Raw genomic sequence first — 24,029 nt, forward strand, 5'->3', positions numbered from 1 at the left:
CATGCGGTTGAGCGGCAAGACGGCCATCGTCACGGGCGGCGGCTCGGGGTTCGGCGAAGGCATCGCGAAGACGTATGCGCGCGAAGGCGCGAACGTCGTCGTCAACGACCTGAACGGCGCGGCGGCCGAGCGCGTCGCGAGCGAAATCGCGCTCGCGGGCGGCAAGGCGATCGCGGTGGCCGGCGACGTGTCGAAAGAGGACGACTGGCGCGCGCTGCTGCAGGCCGCGCTCGACGATTTCCATGCGGTGCAGATCGTCGTGAACAACGCGGGCACCACGCACCGCAACAAGCCCGTGCTCGACGTGACGGAGGCCGAGTTCGACCGCGTGTACGCGGTCAACATGAAGAGCCTGTTCTGGTGCGTGCAGACCTTCGTGCCGTACTTTCGCGCACAGGGCGGCGGCGTGTTCGTGAACGTCGCGTCGACGGCCGGCGTGCGGCCGCGCCCGGGCCTCGTCTGGTACAACAGCACGAAGGGCGCGATGATCACCGCGAGCAAGTCGCTCGCGGCCGAGCTCGGCGCCGACCGCGTCCGCGTGAACTGCATCAACCCGGTGCTCGGCGAAACCGCGTTGATGACCGAGTTCATGGGCTGCGAGGACACACCGGACAATCGCCGCCGCTTCCTCGCGACGATCCCGCTCGGCCGCTTCTCGACGCCGCAGGACATCGCGAACGCCGCGCTGTATCTTGCGTCCGACGAAGCCGAATTCATCACCGGCGTGTGCCTCGAAGTCGACGGCGGACGCTGCATCTAGTCGTACCGGGACGCTCGATCGCCCCGTCTTGCTTCGCACGAAACCGGATCGGACGCCGCGGCGTCTGCGCCGGCCAACTACAACGACAGCGATACATGGGATCCGGGTAACCGCCAAAGCGCCAACTTGGATCGACCGCAAAGCATGGGATCCAAGTAAGCGCTAAAGCGCCAACTTGGATCGACAGGAGACAACATGGCAACATCGACGCAATCGCTGCCGGGCTCGTCCGGCGCATTCGAGGAAACAACCTATCGCAAGGTGTCGTGGCGGCTCCTGCCGCTGCTGCTGCTGTGCTACGTGGTCGCGTATCTGGACCGCGTGAACGTCGGGTTCGCGAAGCTGCAGATGGCGAGCGACCTGAACCTGAGCGATACCGTGTACGGGCTCGGCGCGGGGATCTTCTTCTTCGGCTATTTCCTGTTCGAGGTGCCGAGCAACATCATCCTGCACAAGGTGGGCGCCCGCGTGTGGATCGCCCGCATCATGGCGACGTGGGGCGTGATCTCGATCCTGACGATGTTCGTCACGACGCCCGCGATGTTCTACGTGATGCGCTTCCTGCTCGGCGTCGCGGAAGCAGGCTTCTTCCCCGGCGTGATCCTCTACCTCACCTACTGGTATCCCGCGCACCGGCGCGGCCGGATGACGACGTTCTTCATGACGGCCGTCGCGCTGTCCGGCGTGATCGGCGGGCCGATCTCGGGCTTCATCCTGAAGGCGTTCGACGGTGTAAGCGGCTGGCACGGCTGGCAATGGCTGTTCCTGCTCGAAGGCATTCCGTCGGTGCTCGCCGGCGTACTCGTGTTCTTCGCGCTCGACGAGCGGATCGCGAAGGCGACGTGGCTCACCGACGAAGAAAAGGCGCTGCTCGCCCGCAACGTCGACGCGGAGGAAGCCACCAAGGAAGACCCGCCGCTCGGCGCCGTGATGTCGAGCCCGCGCGTCTGGCTGATGGCGCTGATCTATTTCTCGTTCGTGATGGGGCTCTACGGCGTCGGCTTCTGGCTGCCGACGATCATCAAGGCGACGGGCGTGACCGACACGGTCATGATCGGCCTGCTGTCGGCGATTCCGTATGCGGCCGCGGTGGTCGCGATGATCCTGATCGCGCGCAGCGCGGACAAGCGCCGCGAACGCCGCTGGCACCTCGCGATTCCGGCCGCGATCGGCGCGCTCGGCCTCGTGCTGTCGGTGATCTGGGCCCACCAGACCGCGCTCGCGATGCTCGGCCTCACGCTCGCGACGATCGGCATCCTGACGACGCTGCCGCTGTTCTGGAGCCTGCCGACCGCCTTCCTCGGCGGCACGGCCGCCGCGGCCGGCATCGCGATGATCAACTCGATCGGCAACCTCGCGGGCTTCCTGAGCCCGTACCTGATGGGCTGGCTCAAGCAGATAACGGGCAGCAACGATGCGGGCATGTACATGCTGGCCGGGTTCCTCATGCTCGGCGGGCTGCTGGCGCTGTCGGTGCCGAAGCGGCTCGTCGACAAGTGATGCGCGGCGCGTAAAGGCGCGGCCGGATCGATCGAACACGCCGGCCGATTGCCGGCCCGTTTCTCCCCGATACGCCCCGACGTCCGGCATGGCCGGCCGCCGGGGCGTTTTCGATTCCGGACGGGCACAACCCGGATCGGCCGAGTGTCTCGCCCATCCGACGGCAGCCCCTTTATCACTCAAATTATTCCCTTATGCTCCTTTATATATGGAACAATAAAGACAATTAAGGAATTATCGATAGCTCATGTTCCACACCGTCGAAGACACCGCCGCCCGCCTGCGCGTCCATCCGAAGACCGTCCTGCGGTTCATTCGCGACGGCAAGCTGCGCGCGACGCGGGTCGGCCGTGCCTACCGCATCCTCGACGCCGACCTCGCCGCGTTCGCCCGGACGGAGCCGGCCTCGCCCGCGCCGCGTGCGGTGCGCGTCACCAGCATCGTCGACGTTCCCGATGCGTCGCAGTCGCTGCACCAGTACCTGTCGCGGTCGCTGCACGCGATGGCGTCCGGCCGCACATCGTACGTCGACCCCGTGCGAATCGACGTCACGTTCGATCCCGCCTCGAGCATGGTCAAGATCATCGTGACCGCGACACCGGCCGACACGGCCGCGCTGATGTCGTCGCTCGACATGCTGCTCCAGCAAAGCGGGACATGAGCGCAATCTTCAAGTCACCCCGCCATGCCCGCGCGATTCGCGCCGCGTACGCGGCCGCGCTGTCGCACTGGCCGGCCGGGCATCGGCGCGTCACCGTGCAAACGCGTCATGGCGCGACGCACGTCATCGCCTGCGGCCCCGAACACGCGCCGCCGGTCGTACTGATCCACGGCGCCCAGACGACGGCGGCAAGCTGGCAGCATCACGCGACCGACTGGGCGACGCACTTCCGGCTCTACGCGATCGACGTGATCGGCGAAGCGGGACCGAGCGCGCCGTCGCGCCCGCCGCTCGCGGGCGACGCCTATGCGCAGTGGCTCGACGACGTGCTCGACGGCCTGCAGGTGTCGCGCGCCGCGTTCGTCGGCATCTCGCTCGGCGCGCGAACGGCGCTCGACTTCGCGTTGCGGCGGCCGCCGCGCGTCACCCGGCTCGCGCTGCTCTGCCCGTCCGGCATCGGCAGGCAGAAGCCGTTTCTGTGGTGGGCGCTGCCGCTGTTGCTGCTTGGCGATGCCGGGCGCGCATGCGTGCGGCGGCGCGTGCTGGGTCGCCTGCCACCCGCATCGACGCCGGCCGAACGGGACGCGCTCGCACTGATGCGCGCCGTCGATCGCGGCGTTCGGCCGCGCATCGAGCCGATTCCGGTATTCGACGACACCATGCTCCGCACGTTATCGATGCCCGTGCTGGCGATCGTCGGAGGCCGCGACGTGATGCTCGATTCCCGCGACACGCAGGATCGCCTGACGCGCCTCGTGCCGCACGCGCAGGTGCGGTTTCTTCCCGAGCAGCCTCACTTCATCCGCGGACAGCGCGACACCGTGCGCACTTTTCTCTCATCGACGGACACGCTCGACATGCCCCATCGAATCGTTCAGGCCGCCGGCAGCCGCGTGCTGGTCCGCGATCCTTCCGCCGGCCTCGTGCAACGGGAAAGCGACGCGCTCGATCTCGTCGCGCTCGCGCACGAGCATGAAGCCGACTGGATCGCGGTCGCGGCGGACACGCTGCATGACGACTTCTACCGGCTCGACAGCAGGCTGGCCGGCGTCGTGCTGCAAAAGCTGGCCAACTACGGCGTCCGGCTCGGCGTGGTCGGCGACATCGACCGCCGGCTCGCGCGCAGCGAAGCGCTGCGCGCGCTCGTTCGCGAGTGCAATCGCGGAAAATCGGTCTGGTTCGTCGCGAGCGAGGACGACCTGCTGCGCAGGCTCGGCGCGTAACGCGCCGCAGGCCGCTCCTGCCTCGCCACAGGCGAAAAAAAGCCCCGAAGGCCGATCGGCGTTCGGGGCTTTTTACGCGGCGCAGCGCAGCGCCGCGTCACACGACGGTGATCGCGAGCGCGCTTTCGCGGTAGTGCTTCGCCGCCTTGTCGGTTTCGCCGAGCTGCTCGAACAGGCGGGCGAGCGCGCGATGCGCGCGCACCTTCAGCGCCTCGTTGTCGGCCAGCTTCAGCGCCGATTCGAGGAACGACTGCGCCTTGCCCCACAGCTGCTGCTGCTGGCAGAGGCGGCCGAGTGCGAACAGCAGGTCGGCATCTTCCGGATGATCCTTCTTCCAGCCTTCGGCCTTCTGGATCAGCGGCAGCGCATCGGCGCCGGCCGTATCCGGGTAACGGCGCAGCAGGCGCGCATCCCAGTTGTGCGCGAGCGCGTCCTCGACGATACGGCGCGCTTCGTTGCGGCGCTCGAGCGGCACGAGCAGCTCGGCCGCGAGATCGGCCAGGCGCGGCGACTGGCGCTCGACCGGCGACAGCGACTGCCACACCTCGAGCAGCGCATCCGGGTCGTGCCGGCGCTCGCGCAGCAGGTTTTCCGCCGCCTGCTGGCGCAGCCGCACGGCCGCGGCCGGATGCAGCGCCTCGCGCTTTTCGAGCGCCTTCGCGAGCTTCAGCACCTCGGCCCAGTTCTTCAGTTGCTGCTGCGCACGCAGCGCGACCTGCTGCGCATGGATGCGCTTGCCGCCGGCCTGCATGTCGGCCAGCGCGGCAAGCGCGCCGTCCGCATCGCGGGCGTCCGCGCGCATGTCGGCCGCGGCGAGCAGCCGTGCATCCTGCCATTCGGGCGCGTCGACCTTCGACAGCCAGTCGTCGCGGCGCGTGTACTCGTGCATCCGGTGCGCGGCCGTGGCGCCGACGAGACTCGCGGCGCCCAGGTTCGCATCGACCGACAACGCTTCACGCGCGGCCTTCTCCGCACGCGAGAAGCGGCCCGCGTACAGGTTCGCGATCGCATCGCGCAGCGACGCCTGCGCCTTCTCGTTGCGCGAACGCGCGCGATACGCGGCGACCCGCTGCGGCATGCGCCAGATGTTGCGCACGATGCGCAGCAGCGCGTACACGACGATGAACAGCACGACGATGGCGATCACGAACAGGTTCAGCGACACGTCGATCCGGTACGGCGGATAGACGAGCAGCACCTGCCCCGCGTCGAAACGGCCGACGGTGGCGAGCGCCGCGGCGATCGCGAACAGGACCGCGAGCCAGACGATTCCTCGAAGCGTCATCGTTACCCCCGGCTCTTGAACTGCTGAACGGCGTTCAGGCTCGTGTTCAGGTTCGGCACCGCGACCGTCAGCGATGCGCCGTCAACCTGCCTGAGCAGATCCTCGACGGTCTGCGTGTCCTTCGACGCCTGATCGAAATACTTGCCGAGCGACGCCTGCGCGGCGTGCAGATCGGCCTTCATCGCGCTGTCGTTGCGCGCCAGCAGCGACAGCCGTGCGGTGAGCAGGCGCAGCTTCACGTTCTCGCGCACGAAGTAGCCCTGGTCGGGCGACGCGAGCATCGCGTCCGCGTTGTCGATCCGGCGCACCTGCACGAGACCCTTCAATTGCTGGCCGAGGCCGGCCGAGAACGCGTGCCACCACACCTTCCAGCGCGGCTCGCCGGCGGCGACCGACGACGCGGCGTCGGCCGGCGCGGCCTTCGGCGCCGCGTGCGGCACGATCGCCTCGCCGGACAGCGGCAGCGCGTCGATCTTGGCGATCGCGTCGTCGAGCTTGATCGCGAGGCCGGTGAGATCGGCTGCCGGCGCGGCCTTCAGCTTCTCGATGTCCTGCGCGAGCGCCTTGCGCACCGTGACGGCCTGTGCGCTCTGCGACGTCGCGAGACGCGCGTCGGCGTTCTGCAGCGCGATCAGCGCGAGCTGCGTGTTGCCGGTCAGTTGAAGCTGCTGGCTCGCGCTGGACAGCATCTGGTCGACTTCCTCGAGCATCCACGCATCGCGGTTGCGCGACAGGTCCTGGTATTGCTGCTGCAGCGCCTGCTGCGCGCTCTGCGCATCGGCGAGCTTGCCGTCGAGCTGCGCGAGCTGCGTGTCGACCTGGTGCGTGCCGGCGAGCGCCTGCTCGGTCTTCGTCCGCGTTTCGGCCGCTTGCGCGTCGAGCGCCTTCTGGCGCGCGACGAACGTGCCGTCGAGCCGGTCGATCTTGCGGTTCAGCGCGTAGCCGCCGACACCCGCCGCGCAGCCGAGCACGACGACGACGAACCACAGCACCGCGCTGCCGCCGCGGCGCGCACGCGGTTCGGGCGCGCGATAAGGAGGGCTGGACGGCGGCGCGGAGGCAGCGGCCGGCTGGGAAGCGACGCTTTTGGAATCGTTGGTATCTGTCATGCGTTTAGTCACCGGTGCGGCTGTCGCCGGTTGGACGGCCTCGTCGGCCATCGTTCGAAACGCGCGGACGATGCGCTCATCGCCCGCGCCAGTCAGCGTAATCCTATCAAAACCCAATGCGCGCGCGGTCTGCTCGATCCGCGGGTGCGGCGTGACGAGCGGCGCATGCTTCAGCGCGTCGATCTCGGCATCGTTCAGGTGGGCCCGCGCGAGCGCGTGCAGGTTGCGCACGCCTTCCGAGCTCGTGACGAGCCACGCGTGCGGCTGGCCGTCGAGCAGCGCGTGCACGCGCTCCCACGCGCCGACGCGCGGCTCGGGCACGACGCGCCGGTACGCGGCGACGAGCGTGACGTCCGCACCGGCCTCGCGCAGGCGCTCGGCGAGCCATTCGCGCCCGCCGTCGCCGCGCACGATCAGCACGCGCTCGCCCGCCAGCGCCTGCGCGCCGCCGAACGCGGCGTCGATGCTCGCGAACAGGCTTTCCGAATCGTAATGGGGCACGCCGCCGTCGGCCGGCGCCTGCGGCGCGATCACGCGATGCGCGGGCGCCGCGATGCCGTGGCGCTCGAGCGCCGCGACGCTGCCGGGCCCGACCACGCCGACCGGCAGCGCGTTCGGCCAGATCGCGCCGTAGCGCGCGAGCGCGCGGTCGATCGCGTTCGGCGACACGAAGATCACCAGCGCGTAGTCGGCCAGCGCCGCGAACGCGGCGTCGAGCGGCGCCGGATCGTCGACCGGCGCGATATCGATCAGCGGGAATTCGAGCACGTCGCAGCCGGCGTCGGCCAGTTGCGACGCAAGCGCGTCGGACTGGCCGTCCGGACGCGTCAGGACAGCGGTGAACGCGCGCGCGCCGCCCGCCATCAGGCGTCGCCCTTGCCCGCGGCCTGCGAGCTCGCGAGCAGCGCCTGGACGATGTCGAGCGCGCCTTGCGCCTCGAGTTCGTCGGACACCGCGCGGCCGAGTGCGAGCGCATCGGCGACGGTCACGACCGCGCCGCACGCGTCGGCCGTCAGCACGCGCTTGCCGTCGGTGGTCGACACGCGGCCCGTCAGGTACAGCTCGCCCGCGCGCCACACCGCGTGCGCGGCGAGCGGCACCTCGCAGCTGCCGCCGAGCGCGCGCGACACCATCCGCTCGGCCTCGACCGCGAGCGCGGTCCGCGGGTCGTGCAGCGGCGCGAGCCACGCGGCGACGTCGTCGCGGTGCGCGGCGATCTCGATGCCGAGCGCGCCCTGGCCGGCCGCAGGCGGGCTGGCCTCGACATCGAGCAGCGCGCGGATCCGCGTTTCGAGGCCGAGGCGCTTCAGGCCGGCGGCCGCGAGGATGATCGCCGCGTAGTCTCCGCGGTCGAGCTTCGCGAGGCGCGTGTCGAGGTTGCCGCGCAGCGGCAGGACCTCGAGATGCGGATAGCGCGAACGCAGCATCGCCTCGCGGCGCAGGCTCGACGTGCCGACGACCGCGCCGGCCGGCAGCGCGTCGAGCGACGCGTAGTCGTTCGACACGAACGCATCGCGCGGGTCTTCGCGTTCCATGATCGCGGCGAGCGAGAAGCCGTCGGGCAGCGCCATCGGCACGTCCTTCAGCGAATGCACGGCGAGATCGGCGCGGCCGTCGGCCAGCGCGGCCTCCAGTTCCTTCACGAACAGGCCCTTGCCGCCGACCTTCGACAGCGTGCGATCGAGAATCTGATCGCCGCGCGTCGTCATCCCGAGGATTTTCACGTCACAAGCTGGATATAATTTGCGCAGCGCATCACGCACATGTTCGGCTTGCCACATCGCCAGGCGGCTCTCGCGCGAAGCAATCGTCAACGTCGCGGGCGGCTGTGCCTGCTGCGGCCCGGCCGCGGGGGTCTCGGAATTCATTGCTGGAACATCGAAGGACGGGATTGAAGATCGAACAATGGTAGCACGCACGCCCCGGCCCGCCCGGGCCCGAAGCCTGCGCCCGGCCTGCTTCCGCGCGGGTCGCGGCGCCGTTGTGCGGATGTGTCGCACGTAGCTGGTTGCTTGACCGCAGTTCCCGCAGTTTCCGCAGTTCCTTTTGACTCGAGCTTTCCCAAGGAAACCCATCGTGAAGTCTTCCGGATCGGCGCGTACGGCGCGCCGCAATGCTGCCTTGCCCTCCCCCGACGCCCCGACGGCCACGCTCGCGACCGCCGCGAACGGCCGTGCGAAAACGGCAACGAAACCCACGGCAACGAAACCGAAAGACCCGATACGTCAGACAAAACGCGCGACGAAAGCCTCCAGCCCCGCCGCCCGCCAGGCGGTCGCGCCGAAGGCCGGCACCCGCACGCGCGACGACAAGGACCGCCCGCTGTTCGAGGACATCCGCTTCCTCGGCCGCCTGCTCGGCGACGTCGTGCGCGAACAGGAAGGCGATACGGTGTTCGACGTCGTCGAGACGATCCGCCAGACCGCGGTCAAGTTCCGCCGCGAGGACGACAGCGAAGCCGCGCAGACCCTCGAGAAGAAGCTGCGCAAGCTGACGCCCGAGCAGACGGTGAGCGTCGTGCGCGCGTTCAGCTATTTCTCGCACCTCGCGAACATCGCGGAAGACCGTCACCACAACCGCCGCCGCCGCATCCACGCGCTGGCCGGCTCCGCGCCGCAGCCCGGCACGGTCGCGTATGCGCTCGACCAGCTGAAAACCACCGGCAACGCGTCGAAGCGCCTGCTGCAGCGCTTCTTCGACGATGCGCTGATCGTGCCGGTGCTGACCGCGCACCCGACCGAAGTGCAGCGCAAGAGCATCCTCGACGCGCAGCACGACATCGCGCGCCTGCTCGCCGAGCGCGACCAGGAGCTGACCGCTCGCGAGCGCCAGTACAACGAAGCGATGCTGCGCGCACGCGTGACCGCGCTGTGGCAGACGCGCATGCTGCGCGACTCGCGCCTGACGGTTGGCGACGAGATCGAGAACGCGCTGTCGTACTACCGCGCGACGTTCCTCGACGAACTGCCCGCGCTGTACGGCGACATCGAGGCCGCGCTCGCGGAGCACGGCCTGTCGGCCCGCGTGCCCGCGTTCTTCCAGATGGGCAGCTGGATCGGCGGCGATCGCGACGGCAACCCGAACGTGACGGCCGCGACGCTCGACGAGGCGATCAACCGCCAGGCCGCGGTGATCCTCGAGCACTATCTGGAACAGGTGCACAAGCTCGGCGCCGAGCTATCGGTGTCGAACCTGCTGGTCGGCGCGAACGACGCAGTGAAGGCCCTCGCGGCAGCATCGCCCGACCAGTCGCCGCATCGCGTCGACGAACCGTATCGCCGCGCGCTGATCGGGATCTACACGCGGCTCGCCGCGAGCGCGCGCGTGCGTGTCGGCGAAGGCACGGTGCCCGTGCGCAGCGCGGGCCGCGGCGCGCCGCCGGTGCGCGCGATTCCGTACGAGGATTCCGAAGCATTCGTCGCCGATCTGAAGGTGCTGACCGCGTCGCTCGACGAGCACCACGGCGCGTCGCTCGCCGCGCCGCGCCTCGCGCCGCTCGTGCGCGCGGCCGAAGTGTTCGGCTTCCATCTGGCGAGCATCGACCTGCGCCAGAGTTCCGACATCCACGAGGCGGTGGTCGCCGAGCTGTTCGCGCGCGCGGGCGTCGAGGCCGACTATGCGGCGCTCGCCGAGGAAGACAAGCTGCGCGTGCTGCTCGCCGCGCTCGCCGATCCGCGCCCGCTGCGCTCGCCGTACCTCGACTACTCGGCGCTCGCGCAGAGCGAGCTCGGCGTGTTCGAGAAGGCGCGCGAGGTCCGCGCGCAATTCGGTGCGCGTGCGGTGCGCAACTACATCATTTCGCATACGGAAACCGTCAGCGACCTCGTCGAGGTACTGCTGCTGCAGAAGGAGACGGGCCTGCTCGAAGGCACGCTCGGCGTGCCGGGCAGCGACGCGCGCAACAGCCTGATGGTGATTCCGCTGTTCGAGACGATTCCCGACTTGCGCGACGCGTCGCGCATCATGCGCGAATACTTCGCGCTGCCGGGCATCGACGCGCTGATCGCGCACCAGGGCGCCGAGCAGGAAGTGATGCTCGGCTATTCGGACAGCAACAAGGACGGCGGCTTCCTCACGTCGAACTGGGAGCTGTATCGTGCGGAACTCGCGCTCGTCGACCTGTTCCGCGAACGCAAGATCACGCTGCGGCTGTTCCATGGCCGAGGCGGCACGGTCGGCCGCGGAGGCGGCCCGACCTACCAGGCGATCCTGTCGCAGCCGCCGGGCACGGTGAACGGCCAGATCCGCCTGACCGAACAGGGCGAGGTGATCGCGAGCAAGTTCGCGAACCCGTCGATCGGCCGGCGCAACCTCGAGACGGTCGTCGCCGCGACGCTCGAGGCGTCGCTGCTGCCGCAGTCGAACGCGCCGGCACAGTTGCCCGCGTTCGAGGCCGCGATGCAGACGCTGTCCGATTCGGCGATGGCCGCGTACCGCGCGCTCGTCTACGAAACCCCGGGCTTCACCGACTACTTCTTCTCGTCGACGCCGATCACCGAGATCGCCGAGCTGAACATCGGCAGCCGCCCGGCGTCGCGCAAGCTGCAGGATCCGAAGCAGCGCAAGATCGAGGATCTGCGCGCGATTCCGTGGGGCTTCTCGTGGGGCCAGTGCCGGCTGCTGCTGACCGGCTGGTACGGCTTCGGCAGCGCGGTGAGCGCGTATCTCGACGGCGCGCAGGACGACGCCGAACGTGCGAAACGCGTGACGCTGCTGAAGAAGATGAACAAGACCTGGCCGTTCTTCGCGAACCTGCTGTCGAACATGGACATGGTGCTCGCGAAGACCGATCTCGCGGTCGCGTCGCGCTATGCGCAGCTCGTGTCCGACCGCAAGCTGCGCAAGCACGTGTTCGGGCGGATCGTCGCGGAATGGGAGCGCACGTCGCAGGCGCTCGCGGAAATCACCGGGCAGGAAGGCCGCCTCGCGACCAACCCGCTGCTCGCGCGCTCGATCAAGAACCGCTTCCCGTATCTCGATCCGCTGAACCACCTGCAGGTCGAGCTGATCAAGCGTCACCGCGCGGGCGACACGAACGCGCGGCTGCGCCGCGGGATTCACCTGACGATCAACGGGATCGCGGCCGGCCTGCGCAACACCGGCTGATCCGCGGGCCGCGCGGCGCCGGACGTGTTCGGCGCCGGCCGGGATAACGAAAGCCGCGATACGCGTCGATGCGTATCGCGGCTTTTTTCATGCGGCGACGAAATGGCGCAACGGCGCAGCGCGCGCCGCACGCTCAGTGCGCGTCGATCAGCAACGCATCGTGCTCGAACGAACCGTCGGGCCGCACCGCGTAATAGCCGCGCACCTCGTCCGGCGCATGCGCCCACAGCGCGCGAATGCCTGCGACGCTGTCGGCCGGCGTGCGGATGCGCGCGACCCACGTGTCGAAATCGATCGGCAGCCGCCAGCGGCTGTGCACCTGCGCGTCGAAACCGGCGGTGCGGAACATCGCGAGCCATTCGTCCGCACGGTAGTCGCGCACGTGCGACGCGTCACGCAGCACTTCCGCGGCCTGCAGGTACGTATCGAGCAACGGATGGTCGTTGCCCGCGATGTCGATCATCAGCACGCGGCCGCCCGGCTTCAGCACGCGGCGCACCTCGGCGAGCGCCGCGCGAACGTCGTGCCAGTGATGCGCGCTCATCCGGCTCACGACCCAGTCGAACGTCGCGGTGTCGAACGGCAGCCGCTCGGCCGGACCCTGCTGCGTGCGGATGTTCGCGAGCCCGCGCTCGCGCGCGGCCGCGTCGACGGTCGCGAGCATCGGCGCGGCGAGGTCGTACGCGACCACGTCGCGCACGTGCGGCGCGACCGCGAAGCTCGCGTGGCCGGCGCCGCAACCGAGGTCGAGCACCGCCGCATCGGGCGTCGCACGCACCGCGTCGGCGAGCGTCTGCAGGTCGGCGCCCGTCGCATGAACCGTGCTGGTCAGATAGGCGGCGGCCGTCGTGCCGAATGCGTCGGCGACCTGGTCGTGGTGTTTCATCGTTCGCTCCTGTCCTGGATGCAGTCGGCCGACCGACGCTTCGGCGCGCGATCCGGCCCCGTGCAACGTATTGTGGGGGACGCCCGCTGCCCTGCCAGCGCGCGAGCCGCTACAATAGGCCGGCGTGTGTACCAGTACAAGTTAAGCAGTTATTCTGGTATTCGATCCACCTGTCTGATCGTTCGATCGTTGCCGCGTTTTCGCTTCCACTTTGCCGTTTCCGCATGAGCCAACTCTCCTCCGCCCCCGTCCCGCCGCTCGACGCCACGCCTGCCCGCGCGCTCGGCGAATTCATCCGCGCCCACCGCGAGCGGCTGTCGCCGCAGGCCGTCGGCCTGCCGCCCGGCCCGCGCCGACGCACGCCGGGGCTGCGGCGCGAGGAAGTCGCGCAACTGTGCGGCGTCAGCCCGACCTGGTACACGTGGATCGAACAGGGTCGGCCCGTGTCGGCCTCGGCCGACGCGCTGGCCCGGATCGCGGTCGCGTTGCAGCTGTCGAAGGCCGAGCGCGCGTATCTGTTCGAGCTCGCCGCGCAGCGCGACCCGGCCGAGCCCGACGTCGCGGGCGGCGACCTGCCGCCGACGCTCGCCGCGACCGTCGCGGCGATCGCGACGCCCGCCTACGTGCTCGACCGACAATGGAACGCGCTCGCGTGGAATGCGCCGGCTGCCGCGCTCTTTTCCGGCTGGCTCGACGGCGAACACGACCGCAACCTGCTGCGCTTCACGTTCATGTCGCCGGCCGCCCGCACGCTGATCGTCGACTGGGAAACCCGCGCCCGGCGGCTCGCCGCCGAATTCCGCGCCGATGCGATCCGCCACCTGACCGATGCGCCGACGCGCGCGCTGATCGACGCGCTGACGGCCGGCAGCGACGCGTTCGCGCAGTACTGGGCGTCGCAGGACGTGTTCGAGCGCGAAGGCGGGCTGCGCGAATTCGACCATCCGGCCGACGGCCGCGTCGTGTATCAGCAGATCACGCTGAAGCCCGCGCACCGCGAGGACCTGAAGCTCGTCGTGCTGGTGCGCGACTGAGCGCGGCTCAGAAGCTGATCGTCGCGGTAATCGTGTCGCTGTAGTTGCCGGGCGCCGGCGTCGCTTGCGCGGGCACGCGGCCGTACACGGTGATCGCCTGCGCGAACCCGCTGCCGGTGCCGGTCGCCATCGACGTGCCGGCGGTGCCGTCGCCCCATGGCTGCGTGAAGCCGCTGTCCTGATAGAGCTGGTAGCTGACCGACCCGCCGCCCGCGCGCTGCATCGTGCGTGCGGCGACGTTGCCGCTGCCGCCGCCGTTCAACGCGATCCGGAATGCGTCGCCGTTCGTGCAGCGCGCGCTGATCGAGCCGCTCGCGGTCAGCGCCGACGCCAGCACGCCTGCCGGCGGAAACGCGACGCCGGTCGCGCTGATGATGCAGTTGTTGACGACGGTGGCGGTCGTCGTAACCGTCATCGTGCCGGCCGTCGACTGCGACACGCACGGTGTCGGCAGCACGCCGAGCAACGAAAAACTGTAGCTGTATGCGGCCTGGTTGCCGCTGAAACTCTGCGTATAGACGGTGCTGTCGTTGTTCACGGTCGGCACGGTCGGCTGGTTCGGCGCGATGCGGCCGTAGATGGTCACGTTCGCACTCGCGGACGTGCCGAGCGCCGGTTTCGTCAACGTCAGCGAGATCGGCGTCGTGCCGCTGCTCACGGCGCCCCAGGGCTGCGAATAGCCCGCATCCTGATACAGGTCGTACTGCATCTGGTTCGTCCCGTTGCTCAGGTAGCGCGGACTCGTGCCGCCGAGGTTCACGCACACCAGCACGCCGGTGTTCAGGCTCAGCACGTCCCACGTGCAGTTCACGGTCATCGTGGCCGTCGTCGTGTACGCCTGTTGCGTGATCGGGCTGACCGAGCCGAAGCTCGGCGCCGGCGGCGTCACCGTGCACGTATCCGCACGCGCGGGCATCCACGGCATGCCGAGCAGCGCGGCCAGCAGCAGGTACGCGAGCGCGCGCATCCAGCGGCGCGCCACGTCGAAGCCGTCATCCGCCATGCATCTCCCCGAAAAAAACCGTCCGCCCGATCGGGTTCGCGGACCGGGTCGCGCCGTCATCGTATCGGTCCGCGCATCGATCGTTCGCACTGTTACTTGATCCATATCAATAGGCCGATGGAATCCGTCCGCCCCCCCCGGACAATGCCCGCCAGGTCGGCGTTTTCTCCATTGCGCGCGACCGAAGCGGTGGAGTAGTCTTCCTCCAACGACAGAGCGGTAACGGCGACCGGCAACAGACCACGCGGCAGGCACTCCGCGGCCGGGCGACCCCTTGAACGGCAGGAGACAATCATAATGATAGATTCCCGACGTCGTGTTTTTTCAGTCATGCTCGCAGCCACGTTCGCGTTCGCGCCGGTGCTGCAGCCCGTCACCGTTGCCGCAGTCTATTCGAACGGCACGGCCACCGCACAATTCAACGTCACGCTCACGATTCAGGCGAACTGCACGATCGCCGCGAACCCGCTTGCATTCGGCACGACCGGCGTGCTCGCGTCGACGCTCAACCAGCAGACGACGGTCTCCGTCACCTGCACGAACTCGACGCCCTACAACGTCGGGCTCGACGCCGGCACGGTGAGCGGCTCGACCGTCGCCAGCCGGCTGATGGGCGGCACCACGACCGGCAATACCGGCACGACGGTCGGCTACCAGCTCTATCAGGACTCGGGCCACTCGACGATCTGGGGCAATACGCAAGGCACCGACACGGTGGGCGGCACCGGCACCGGTTCCGCGCAGGTGCTGAACGTGTACGGCCAGGTGCCCGCGCAGGCGACGCCGAAGCCCGACACCTACCAGGCCTCGGTCACCGCCACCGTCTATTTCTAACGGGCCGTGCGATTGTTCCCGCGCGCGTTGGCCGCGCTGTACGTCGGATGGGCGGCGGCGGTCTCGCATGCCGCCACGCTGCAGATCACGCCCGTGACGATCGAGCTGCCGCCATCGGCGGCCGCCGCGAGCATGACGCTCAGCAACCCGGGCGGACGGCCGATCTACGGCCAGGTCCGCACCTATCGCTGGACGCAGGAAAACGGCACCGACGTGATGACGCCGACCGACGCGCTCGCCGCGTCGCCGCCGCTGCTGCAGATCGACGCGAACGCCGAGCAGTTGATCCGGCTCGTACGCACGAGCCGCGGCACGCCGGCCGCCGAGGAGAGCTATCGCGTGCTGATCGACGAACTGCCCGCACCGGGCACGCCGGTCGACAACGGCGTGACGATCCGGCTGCGCTATTCCGTGCCCGTATTCGTCGAGCCCGATGCCGCGCCAGCGTCCCCGCGCCTCGACTGGCGCGTCGAACCCGACGGGACCGGCATGCGGCTCACGGTCGACAATCGCGGCGGACGGCGGGCGCAGATTTCCGCGGTCCGGCTGGTCGATGCGCGAGGCGGTGTCCACGAGGTCACGCGCGGGCTGCTCGGTTATGCGCTCGCGGGCAGTACGCGACGCTGGCCGCTCAAGCTCGACGCCGGCACGCCGTTCGTCAAGATCCAGGCGACCGTCAACGCGCAGCCGGTCGAAGCCCGGCTGACGGCGCCCTGAGCCACCCGAGCAGGATCGCACGACGGTGCCCGTGCCGACGCCGAGCAAGACCCTCCGGCCCGACTGCCCCGTACGACACGCCGGGCCCGGCCGGCCCACCGCCGCGCCGCTCGCGCTGGCGCTGATACTGGCGCTGCGCGCGCTCGCCGTATGCGCGCAGCCGGCGCCGGTGCCGCCCGCCGCCGCGTCCGAAGCCGCGGCGCAAGCCGACGGGCTGTATCTCGACGTGTCGCTCAATGGCGAACCGACGCACCGGATTGCCCGGTTCCGGCAGATCGACGGGCGGCTGTATGCGGCGTCCACCGACCTGAACGACCTGGGCATCGCGACCGGCGGCCCCGCGAACGCGCCGTCGAACACGCTCGTCGCGCTCGATACGCTCGCGGGGCTGCACTACGACTACGACGCCGGCCGGCAGACGCTCGACCTGCGCGTGCCCGATGCACTGCGGATTCCGCACACGTTCGATACGCGCGCGCTCGCCGCCGCGCCGCCGGCCACGTCCGGCCGCGGCTTCGTGCTGAACTACGATGCGTACGCGCAAACCGTCGCGCGCGCACCGCTCGCGGTCTGGAGCGAGGCGCGCTATTTCGATCCGGCCGGCGTACTCAGCAGCACCGGCATCGCGTACCTGTACGACGATCGCCGGCGCTACGTACGCTACGACACGTCCTGGACCCGCTCGCATCCCGGCACGCTCACGACGACCCAGGTCGGCGACACGATTTCGTCGTCGCTGTCCTGGACGCGCTCGCTGCGCCTGGGCGGCGTGCAGTGGCGCAGCAATTTCGGCCTGCGCCCCGACCTCGTCACGTTTCCGGTGCCTGCACTGTCCGGCAGCGCGGTCGTGCCGACGTCGGTCGACCTGTACGTGAACAACGTGCGCCAGTTCAGCGGCAACGTGCCGAGCGGGCCGTTCGTGATCAACAGCGTGCCGGGCATCACCGGCGCGGGCAACGCGACGGTCGTCACGCGCGACGCGCTCGGCCGCGCGATCGCGACGTCGATTCCGCTGTACGTCGATACGCGCCTGCTCGCGCCCGGCCTCGCCAGCTATTCGGTCGAAGCCGGTTTCCTGCGCCGCGCGTACGGCACCGATTCGTTCGACTACGCGCGCACGCCGGCGGCGAGCGCCTCGCTGCGCTACGGGATCAGCGAGCGGCTGACCGTCGAAGCGCACGGGGAAGCGACGGCCGGCGTCTACAACGCCGGCGCCGGCGTGCTCGCGCGCCTCGGCGAGCGGGGCGTGGCGAACGCGTCCCTGGCGCTCAGCGCGCCGGGCAGGACCGGCGTGCAGGCCGGCATCGGCTACCAGTACGTGACGTCGCGCTTCTCGATCGACGCACAGACGCTGCGCGCATTCGGCGACTACGTCGACCTGGGCAGCCGCGAAGGCGTGCCGGTCTCGCGCGCCACCGATCGCGTGACGGTGTCGTTCCCGTTCCTGCGCGCGCAAACGCTGTCGTTCAGCTATCTGGCCCTCAAGTATCCGGGCGTCGCCGCGTCGCGGATCGGCTCGCTCGCTTACCTCGTCAACCTCGGCGGCCTGACCTCGATCACGTTCAGCGGCTTCCAGGACTTCCGGCAACGCGACGCGCGCGGCTTCTTCGTGAGCCTGAGCATCGGGCTCGGCGGCAACACGTCCGTCTCCGCGAACGCCGGGCGGCAGAACGGCGAATCGACCTACACGCTCAACGCATCGCGGCCGCCCGACTACGGCGGCGGCTTCGGCTGGAACGTGCAGGCCGGCGCCAACGCGGGCACGCGCTACGGGCAGGGCCAGCTGCAGTATCTCGGCCGCGCCGGCCAGCTCACGCTGCTCGCGCAATCGTTCGACGGGCGCGGCAACGCGGCGGCCGACATCACGGGCGCGTTCGTGCTGATGGACGGCCGGGTGATGACGGCGCGCCGCGTCGACGACGGCTTCGCGCTCGTCTCGACCGACACGGGGCGCGTGCCCGTGCTGCACCAGAACCGGCCGATCGGCGCGACGGACCGGGCCGGCTACCTGCTGGTGCCCGACCTGAATGCGTACCAGAACAATCGCGTCGCGATCGACGGCAGCGCGCTGCCGGCCGACGCGCGGATCGCCGACACGACGCTCGACGTCGTGCCGCAGGCCCGCTCCGGCGTGCTCGCGCACTTCGCCATCACGCGCTACAGCGCCGCGTCGATCGCGCTGCACGCGCCGGACGGCACGCCGCTTCCGCCGGGACTCGCGGTCCGCCACGTCGAAAGCGGCCAGCGCACGATCGTCGGCTACGACGGCCTGACCTTCGTCGACGGCCTCGTCGAGACCAACCACCTGGAGATCTCCGGCAGCGGCCGCGACTGCACCGTCGAATTCGCGTACCGGCGGCCGGACGACGGCACGCTGCCGCGCATCGGCCCGCTGACCTGCGGCCCGCGGTAGCGCGCGCCGGCCGCCCGCTTCGCGAATGTTAGAATCGCGGGATTCCCTCGGCGGCCCACGGCCGCCCAACTCCCCTTCGAAGAATCGCCATGACGTCCCAACTGCACAAAAAGGGCGAGGCCTGGTCGGCCCGCTTCTCGGAACCGATGTCGGAGCTGGTCAAGCGCTACACGTCGTCGGTGTTTTTCGACAAGCGCCTCGCGCTCGTCGACATCGCCGGCTCGCTCGCGCACGCGAACATGCTCGCCGCGCAGAAGATCATCAGCGCCGACGACCTGGCCGCGATCGAACGCGGGATGGCGCAGATCAAAGGCGAGATCGAGCGTGGCGAATTCGAATGGCAGCTCGACCTGGAAGACGTCCACCTGAACATCGAGGCGCGCCTGACCGCGCTGATCGGCGATGCCGGCAAGCGCCTGCACACGGGCCGCTCGCGCAACGACCAGGTCGCGACCGACATCCGCCTGTGGCTGCGCGGCGAGATCGACCGCATCGGCGGCCTGCTGAACGACCTGCGCGGCGCGCTGATCGACCTCGCGGAACAGAACGCCGACACGATCATGCCGGGCTTCACGCACCTGCAGGTCGCGCAGCCGGTCACGTTCGGCCACCACCTGCTCGCGTACGTCGAGATGTTCTCGCGCGACGCGGAACGCATGCGCGACTGCCGCACCCGCGTGAACCGCCTGCCGCTCGGCGCGGCCGCGCTCGCGGGCACCAGCTACCCGATCGACCGTCATGCAGTGGCGAAAACGCTCGGCTTCGACGGCATCTGCGCGAACTCGCTCGACGCGGTGTCCGATCGCGACTTCGCGATCGAATTCACCGCGGCGTCGGCGCTCGTGATGACGCACGTGTCGCGCTTCTCCGAAGAACTCGTGCTGTGGATGAGCCCGCGCGTCGGCTTCATCGACATCGCCGACCGCTTCTGCACCGGCAGCTCGATCATGCCGCAGAAGAAGAACCCGGACGTGCCCGAACTCGCGCGCGGCAAGACCGGCCGCGTGAACGGCCATCTGATGGCGCTGCTCACGCTGATGAAGGGCCAGCCGCTCGCGTACAACAAGGACAACCAGGAAGACAAGGAACCGCTGTTCGACACGGTCGACACCGTCGCCGACACGCTGCGGATCTTCGCCGAGATGGTCGCCGGCATCACCGTGAAGCCGGACGCGATGCGCGCGGCCGCGCTGCAGGGCTTCTCGACGGCCACCGACCTCGCCGACTACCTGGTCAAGCGCGGCCTGCCGTTCCGCGACGCGCACGAAGCCGTCGCGCACGCGGTGAAGATCTGCGACGACCGCGGGATCGACCTCGCCGACCTGACGCTCGACGAAATGAAGCAGGAGCTGCCGAACGTTGCGCACCTGATCGGCGACGACGTGTTCGGCTACCTGACGCTCGAAGGGTCGGTCGCGAGCCGCAACCATCCGGGCGGCACCGCGCCCGACCAGGTGCGCGCGGCCGTCAAGGCTGCCCGCGCCGCGATCGGCAAGTAACGACCCGCCGTCCCGGACGGACGCCTTCGGCGTCCGTTTTTCATTCGGGCGGCCGTTGCGCCGCCCGTCGCTTCCCCGCTTCACCGCTTCACGGACGCCCACGATGACCTTCTCCGCCGCGCTCTTCGACATGGACGGCCTGCTCGTCGATTCCGAGCGGACCATCATGAACACGTGGATCGACGTGTCGAACGCGCACGGCGTCGTGCTGACCGAGATCGATTACCTGCAGATCGTCGGCCGCTCGTTCGCCGAAGGCCAGGTGATCCTCGCGCGGCTGATCGGCGACGCCGACACGTTCGACGCGGTGCGCATCCGCGTGCGCGAGCAACTCGCCGCACCCGAACCCCATCCGAAGTTTCCGCTGAAGTCGGGCGCGCTCGCGCTGCTCGAAACGCTCGCGCAGGCCGGCATTCCGTGCGCGGTCGCGTCGTCGTCCGCGCGCGACGTGATCCGTGCGCGGCTCGACGCGGTCGGCGTGCTGCCGTTCTTCCGCGCGATCGCGGGCGGCGACGAAGTCGCGCGCGGCAAGCCCGACCCGGCCGTCTACCGGCTCGCGGCCGAGCGTCTCGGCGTGCCGGCGCACGCGTGCGTCGCGTTCGAGGACAGCGACTTCGGCGCGCAGTCGGCCGCCGGCGCCGGCGCCGCGGTCGTCACCGTGCCCGACCTGAAAGCGCCGACGCCCGACATCGTCGCGCTGAGCCTGCACGTGCTCGCGTCGCTCGACGACGCGGTCGCGCTCGTGCCGTCGTGGTTCGGGCTGCAGGGCATGTCGCAGCCCGCGTAGGCGATACACCGCTCCAACGCAAAACGGGCACCCGAGGGTGCCCGTTTCATCATGTCGCCGCAGTCAAAAGCGGCGCGCCTTTACCGATTGCCGGCCGTCTCCGACAGCCGCTTCATCGTCGCGATGCGCGCGCCGATCAGGTCGACGCGTCCGTCCTCGCCGACGAGCGGCGCCGTCGCATCGCGGAACGCCACCCACGCGCGCTGCGCGCGCACGAGCGTCGCGGCCGAATGCGCGGGCATCTTGCGGTGCAGCTTCTGGTAATAGCGGTTCAAGTCGAATAACGCGTGTTCGCATGCGGCGTCCTGCGCGCACGGCCGCACGCGGCGGATCGCCGGATCGCGCGGCGCATTCGCCGGCTTGGCGCCGGCCGGCGCGACCCCACCGGCACCGCCCTGCGCACCGCTCGTCGCCGCGACCGGCACGGCGGCGGGCGGCGGCGCATAGCGATCGGCCGCGCCGCGCAGCGCCAGCGCGCGATCGCGCACCGGCTGCAACTGCAGGTCGGCGCTCGACATCGCATACGCGGTGCCGCGCGTCGTGTCGTACACGGCCTTCAGCAGCAGCACTTCGTCCTTGCGCCACGTGAGCCAGCGGCGCTGGCTGTCCTGCCAGCCGCGCTTCGCGTCGGCCGGCGCATCCTTCAACAGGCGCTGGTACGCGCCGTCCATCACGGCCTGCCACTGCTGCTGCGCTTCGCCCATGCACTGGATCTGCCCGGCCGGCGACGACCGATCGCGCCGCGCGAGGCATTGCCGCATCGCGACGTCGATCGGGTCGGCCGCCGCGACTTCCGCATGGGCGACACTCGCGCCCGCGAGCGCCGCCAATCCTGCCGCCCAGACGACGAGCGCGGCCAGCGCCGCGCGCATCGTCCGGATTCGTCCGTGCGCCGCCATCAGTCGCGCACGCAGTCGACGAAGTACTCGACGCGGCCGTTCACCTCTTCCGCGACGAGGCCGTGGATGTCGGTGTGGAAGCCCGGGAAGCGTTCGTTGAAGTCGCGCGCGAACCGCAGGTAGTTCACGATCGTCTTGTTGAAGCGCTCGCCCGGGATCAGCAGCGGAATGCCCGGCGGGTACGGCGTGAGCAGGATGCTCGTCACGCGGCCTTCGAGCTCGTCGAGCGGCACGCGGTCGATCTTGCGGTGCGCGAGCTTCGCGAACGCGTCCGACGGCTTCATCGCCGGTTCCATGTCCGACAGGTACATCTCCGTCGTCAGGCGGGCGATGTCGTTCGCGCGGTACACGTCGTGGATTTGCGTGCACAGGTCGCGCAGGCCGACGCGCTCGTAGCGCGGATGCTGCGCGACGAATTCCGGCAGCACGCGCCACAGCGGCTGGTTGTTGTCGTAGTCGTCCTTGAACTGCTGCAGCTCGGTCACCATCGAGTTCCAGCGACCCTTCGTGATGCCGATCGTGAACATGATGAAGAACGAGTACAGGCCGGTCTTCTCGACGATGATCCCGTGCTCGGCCAGGTACTTCGTGACGATCGCGGCCGGAATGCCGGTCTCGCCGAACTCGCCGTCGACGTCGAGCCCCGGCGTGATGATCGTCGCCTTGATCGGGTCGAGCATGTTGAAGCCTTCCGCGAGCGGGCCGAAGCCGTGCCAGTGGTCGTTCGGCTTCAGCATCCAGTCTTCGCGCGACCCGATACCTTCCTCGGACAGGTTGTCCGGCCCCCACACGCTGAAGAACCAGTCGTCGCCGTATTCGGCGTCGACCTTGCGCATCGCGCGGCGGAAGTCGATCGCCTCGGCGATCGATTCCTCGACGAGCGCGGTGCCGCCCGGCGGCTCCATCATCGCGGCCGCGACGTCGCACGACGCGATGATCGCGTACTGCGGGCTCGTCGACGTGTGCATCAGGTACGCCTCGTTGAAGCGGTGCTTGTCGAAGGTGCGGTTCTCCGAATCCTGCACGACGATCTGCGACGCCTGCGAAATGCCCGCGAGCAGCTTGTGCGTCGAGTGCGTCGCGAACACGAGCGCGCCGGTGCGCGGACGGCCGTCGCCGATCGCGTGCATGTCGCGGTAGAAATCGTGGAACGTCGCGTGCGGCAGCCACGCTTCGTCGAAGTGCAGCGTGTCGAGCAGGTCGCCGAGCAGGTCCTTGATCATCTCGACGTTGTAGACGACGCCGTCGTACGTGCTCTGCGTGATCGTCAGGATCCGCGGCTTCATGTCCGGGTTCTGGCGCAGCGCCTCGCGCGCGAACGGGTTCGCCTCGATCTTCCGGCGGATGTTCTCCGGCTTGAATTCGTCGCGCGGGATCGGCCCGATGATGCCGAAATGGTTGCGCGTCGGCGTGAGGAACACGGGGATCGCGCCCGTCATCGTGATCGCGTGCAGGATCGACTTGTGGCAGTTGCGGTCGACCAGCACGATGTCGCCCGGTGCGACCGTCGCGTGCCAGACGATCTTGTTCGACGTCGACGTGCCGTTGGTCACGAAGAACAGGTGATCGGCGCTGAAGATGCGCGCCGCGTTGCGCTCGGACGCCGCGACCGGGCCGGTGTGGTCGAGCAGCTGACCGAGTTCGTCCACCGCGTTGCAGACGTCCGCGCGCAGCATGTTCTCGCCGAAGAACTGGTGGAACATCTGGCCGAGCGGGTTCTTCAGGAACGCGACGCCGCCCGAGTGCCCGGGGCAGTGCCACGAGTACGAGCCTTCGTCCGCGTACTTCACCAGTTCCTTGAAGAACGGCGGCGCGAGCGAATCGAGATAGACCTTCGCCTCGCGGATGATGTGGCGCGCGACGAACTCCGGCGTGTCCTCGAACATGTGGATGAAGCCGTGCAGTTCGCGCAGGATGTCGTTCGGCAGATGGCGCGACGTGCGCGTCTCGCCGTACAGGAAGATCGGGATGTCCGCGTTGCGGCGGCGCACTTCGGTGACGAACGCGCGCAGCTCGATGATCGCGGTCGCGAGCTCCGGCAGCTCGCCGTCCGGGCCGGTTTCGCCGAGCATGAGTTCGTCGTCGTCGATCGACAGGATGAAGCACGACGCGCGGCTCGATTGCTGCGCGAACGACGTCAGATCGCCGTAGCTCGTGAGGCCGAGGACTTCGACGCCCTCCTTCTCGATCGCTTCGGCCAACGCCCGGATGCCGGAGCCCGAGATGTTCTCGGAGCGGAAATCTTCGTCGATGATGACGACGGGGAAACGAAACTTCATGGGCGATTCTCCAAAAAGAACGACCGCGGCGCGT

18 protein-coding genes are annotated in these 24,029 nt (G+C 69.3%); 11 read left to right on the forward strand and 7 right to left on the reverse strand.

Annotation, left to right across the window (positions count from 1 at the left end):
* Position 1: 1 nt before the first annotated feature.
* The 4 genes from KR541_RS12515 (at position 2) to KR541_RS12530 (ending at position 4,144) form a co-directional block, all read left to right on the forward strand.
* Positions 2–760: an SDR family oxidoreductase gene (locus KR541_RS12515; RefSeq protein WP_204383352.1), complete on the forward strand. Its 759-nt coding sequence runs from the start codon at positions 2–4 to the stop codon at positions 758–760.
* 195 nt (positions 761–955) lie between these two features.
* Positions 956–2,260, forward strand: a complete 1,305-nt coding sequence (locus KR541_RS12520; protein WP_216089570.1) for an MFS transporter — start codon at positions 956–958, stop codon at positions 2,258–2,260.
* A gap of 247 nt (positions 2,261–2,507) precedes the next feature.
* Positions 2,508–2,921, forward strand: a complete 414-nt coding sequence (locus KR541_RS12525) for a helix-turn-helix domain-containing protein (protein WP_050012029.1) — start codon at positions 2,508–2,510, stop codon at positions 2,919–2,921.
* A complete protein-coding gene (locus KR541_RS12530; RefSeq protein WP_050012030.1) occupies positions 2,918–4,144 on the forward strand; it encodes an alpha/beta fold hydrolase in 1,227 nt (408 codons plus the stop codon). Before KR541_RS12525 ends, KR541_RS12530 begins: the two co-directional genes overlap by 4 nt.
* 97 nt (positions 4,145–4,241) lie before the next feature.
* Here the strand turns inward: KR541_RS12530 and KR541_RS12535 are convergent, their stop codons facing one another.
* Genes KR541_RS12535 through hemC form a run of 3 tightly spaced genes read right to left on the reverse strand, consistent with a single transcriptional unit; the run spans position 4,242 to position 8,406 of the window.
* On the reverse strand, positions 4,242–5,429 hold the full coding sequence (locus KR541_RS12535; protein ID WP_050012031.1) for a heme biosynthesis protein HemY: 1,188 nt from the start codon (positions 5,427–5,429) through the stop codon (positions 4,242–4,244).
* Positions 5,430–5,431: 2 nt separating this feature from the next.
* Entirely contained in the window at positions 5,432–7,402 is a 1,971-nt protein-coding gene (gene hemDX, locus KR541_RS12540) for a fused uroporphyrinogen-III synthase HemD/membrane protein HemX (protein ID WP_050012032.1), read from the reverse strand.
* The gene (hemC, locus tag KR541_RS12545; protein ID WP_050012033.1) at positions 7,402–8,406 is read right to left on the reverse strand and encodes a hydroxymethylbilane synthase; all 1,005 of its coding nucleotides are present in this window, start codon (positions 8,404–8,406) and stop codon (positions 7,402–7,404) included. Before hemC ends, hemDX begins: the two co-directional genes overlap by 1 nt.
* Before the next feature lie 208 nt (positions 8,407–8,614).
* Here hemC and ppc point away from each other — a divergent pair, with 208 nt between their 5' ends.
* Positions 8,615–11,644, forward strand: coding sequence for a phosphoenolpyruvate carboxylase (gene ppc / locus KR541_RS12550; RefSeq protein WP_050012034.1), 3,030 nt, complete (start codon positions 8,615–8,617; stop codon positions 11,642–11,644).
* 133 nt (positions 11,645–11,777) lie between these two features.
* Here the strand turns inward: ppc and KR541_RS12555 are convergent, their stop codons facing one another.
* Entirely contained in the window at positions 11,778–12,530 is a 753-nt protein-coding gene (locus KR541_RS12555) for a class I SAM-dependent methyltransferase (RefSeq protein WP_050012035.1), read from the reverse strand.
* A 224-nt stretch (positions 12,531–12,754) separates the two neighbouring features.
* Here KR541_RS12555 and KR541_RS12560 point away from each other — a divergent pair, with 224 nt between their 5' ends.
* Positions 12,755–13,564, forward strand: coding sequence for a helix-turn-helix transcriptional regulator (locus tag KR541_RS12560; RefSeq protein ID WP_050012036.1), 810 nt, complete (start codon positions 12,755–12,757; stop codon positions 13,562–13,564).
* A 7-nt stretch (positions 13,565–13,571) separates the two neighbouring features.
* Here the strand turns inward: KR541_RS12560 and KR541_RS12565 are convergent, their stop codons facing one another.
* Positions 13,572–14,567 carry a Csu type fimbrial protein gene (locus tag KR541_RS12565; RefSeq protein ID WP_050012037.1) on the reverse strand — a complete coding sequence of 332 codons (996 nt, stop codon included), beginning with the start codon at positions 14,565–14,567 and terminating at the stop codon, positions 13,572–13,574.
* Between the two features lie 297 nt (positions 14,568–14,864).
* Here KR541_RS12565 and KR541_RS12570 point away from each other — a divergent pair, with 297 nt between their 5' ends.
* From KR541_RS12570 to KR541_RS12590, 5 genes are all read left to right on the forward strand, one after another.
* The gene (locus tag KR541_RS12570; protein WP_050012039.1) at positions 14,865–15,401 is read left to right on the forward strand and encodes a Csu type fimbrial protein; all 537 of its coding nucleotides are present in this window, start codon (positions 14,865–14,867) and stop codon (positions 15,399–15,401) included.
* 6 nt (positions 15,402–15,407) lie between these two features.
* Positions 15,408–16,118 carry a fimbrial biogenesis chaperone gene (locus tag KR541_RS12575; RefSeq protein ID WP_050012040.1) on the forward strand — a complete coding sequence of 237 codons (711 nt, stop codon included), beginning with the start codon at positions 15,408–15,410 and terminating at the stop codon, positions 16,116–16,118.
* A gap of 25 nt (positions 16,119–16,143) precedes the next feature.
* The gene (locus tag KR541_RS12580; protein WP_216089571.1) at positions 16,144–18,531 is read left to right on the forward strand and encodes a fimbria/pilus outer membrane usher protein; all 2,388 of its coding nucleotides are present in this window, start codon (positions 16,144–16,146) and stop codon (positions 18,529–18,531) included.
* Between the two features lie 89 nt (positions 18,532–18,620).
* Positions 18,621–20,030: an argininosuccinate lyase gene (gene argH / locus KR541_RS12585; protein ID WP_050012042.1), complete on the forward strand. Its 1,410-nt coding sequence runs from the start codon at positions 18,621–18,623 to the stop codon at positions 20,028–20,030.
* Between the two features lie 103 nt (positions 20,031–20,133).
* Positions 20,134–20,817 carry an HAD family hydrolase gene (locus tag KR541_RS12590; RefSeq protein WP_050012043.1) on the forward strand — a complete coding sequence of 228 codons (684 nt, stop codon included), beginning with the start codon at positions 20,134–20,136 and terminating at the stop codon, positions 20,815–20,817.
* Positions 20,818–20,897: 80 nt separating this feature from the next.
* Here KR541_RS12590 and KR541_RS12595 read toward each other — a convergent pair whose 3' ends face one another.
* On the reverse strand, positions 20,898–21,716 hold the full coding sequence (locus tag KR541_RS12595) for a lysozyme inhibitor LprI family protein (RefSeq protein WP_050012044.1): 819 nt from the start codon (positions 21,714–21,716) through the stop codon (positions 20,898–20,900).
* Entirely contained in the window at positions 21,716–23,995 is a 2,280-nt protein-coding gene (locus tag KR541_RS12600) for an arginine/lysine/ornithine decarboxylase (protein ID WP_089488731.1), read from the reverse strand. The genes KR541_RS12595 and KR541_RS12600 overlap by 1 nt, the downstream gene beginning before the upstream one ends.
* Between the last annotated feature and the right edge of the window lie 34 nt (positions 23,996–24,029).

Source organism: Burkholderia sola, assembly GCF_905400185.1.
In the GTDB taxonomy this organism is placed as follows: Bacteria; Pseudomonadota; Gammaproteobacteria; order Burkholderiales; family Burkholderiaceae; genus Burkholderia; species Burkholderia sola.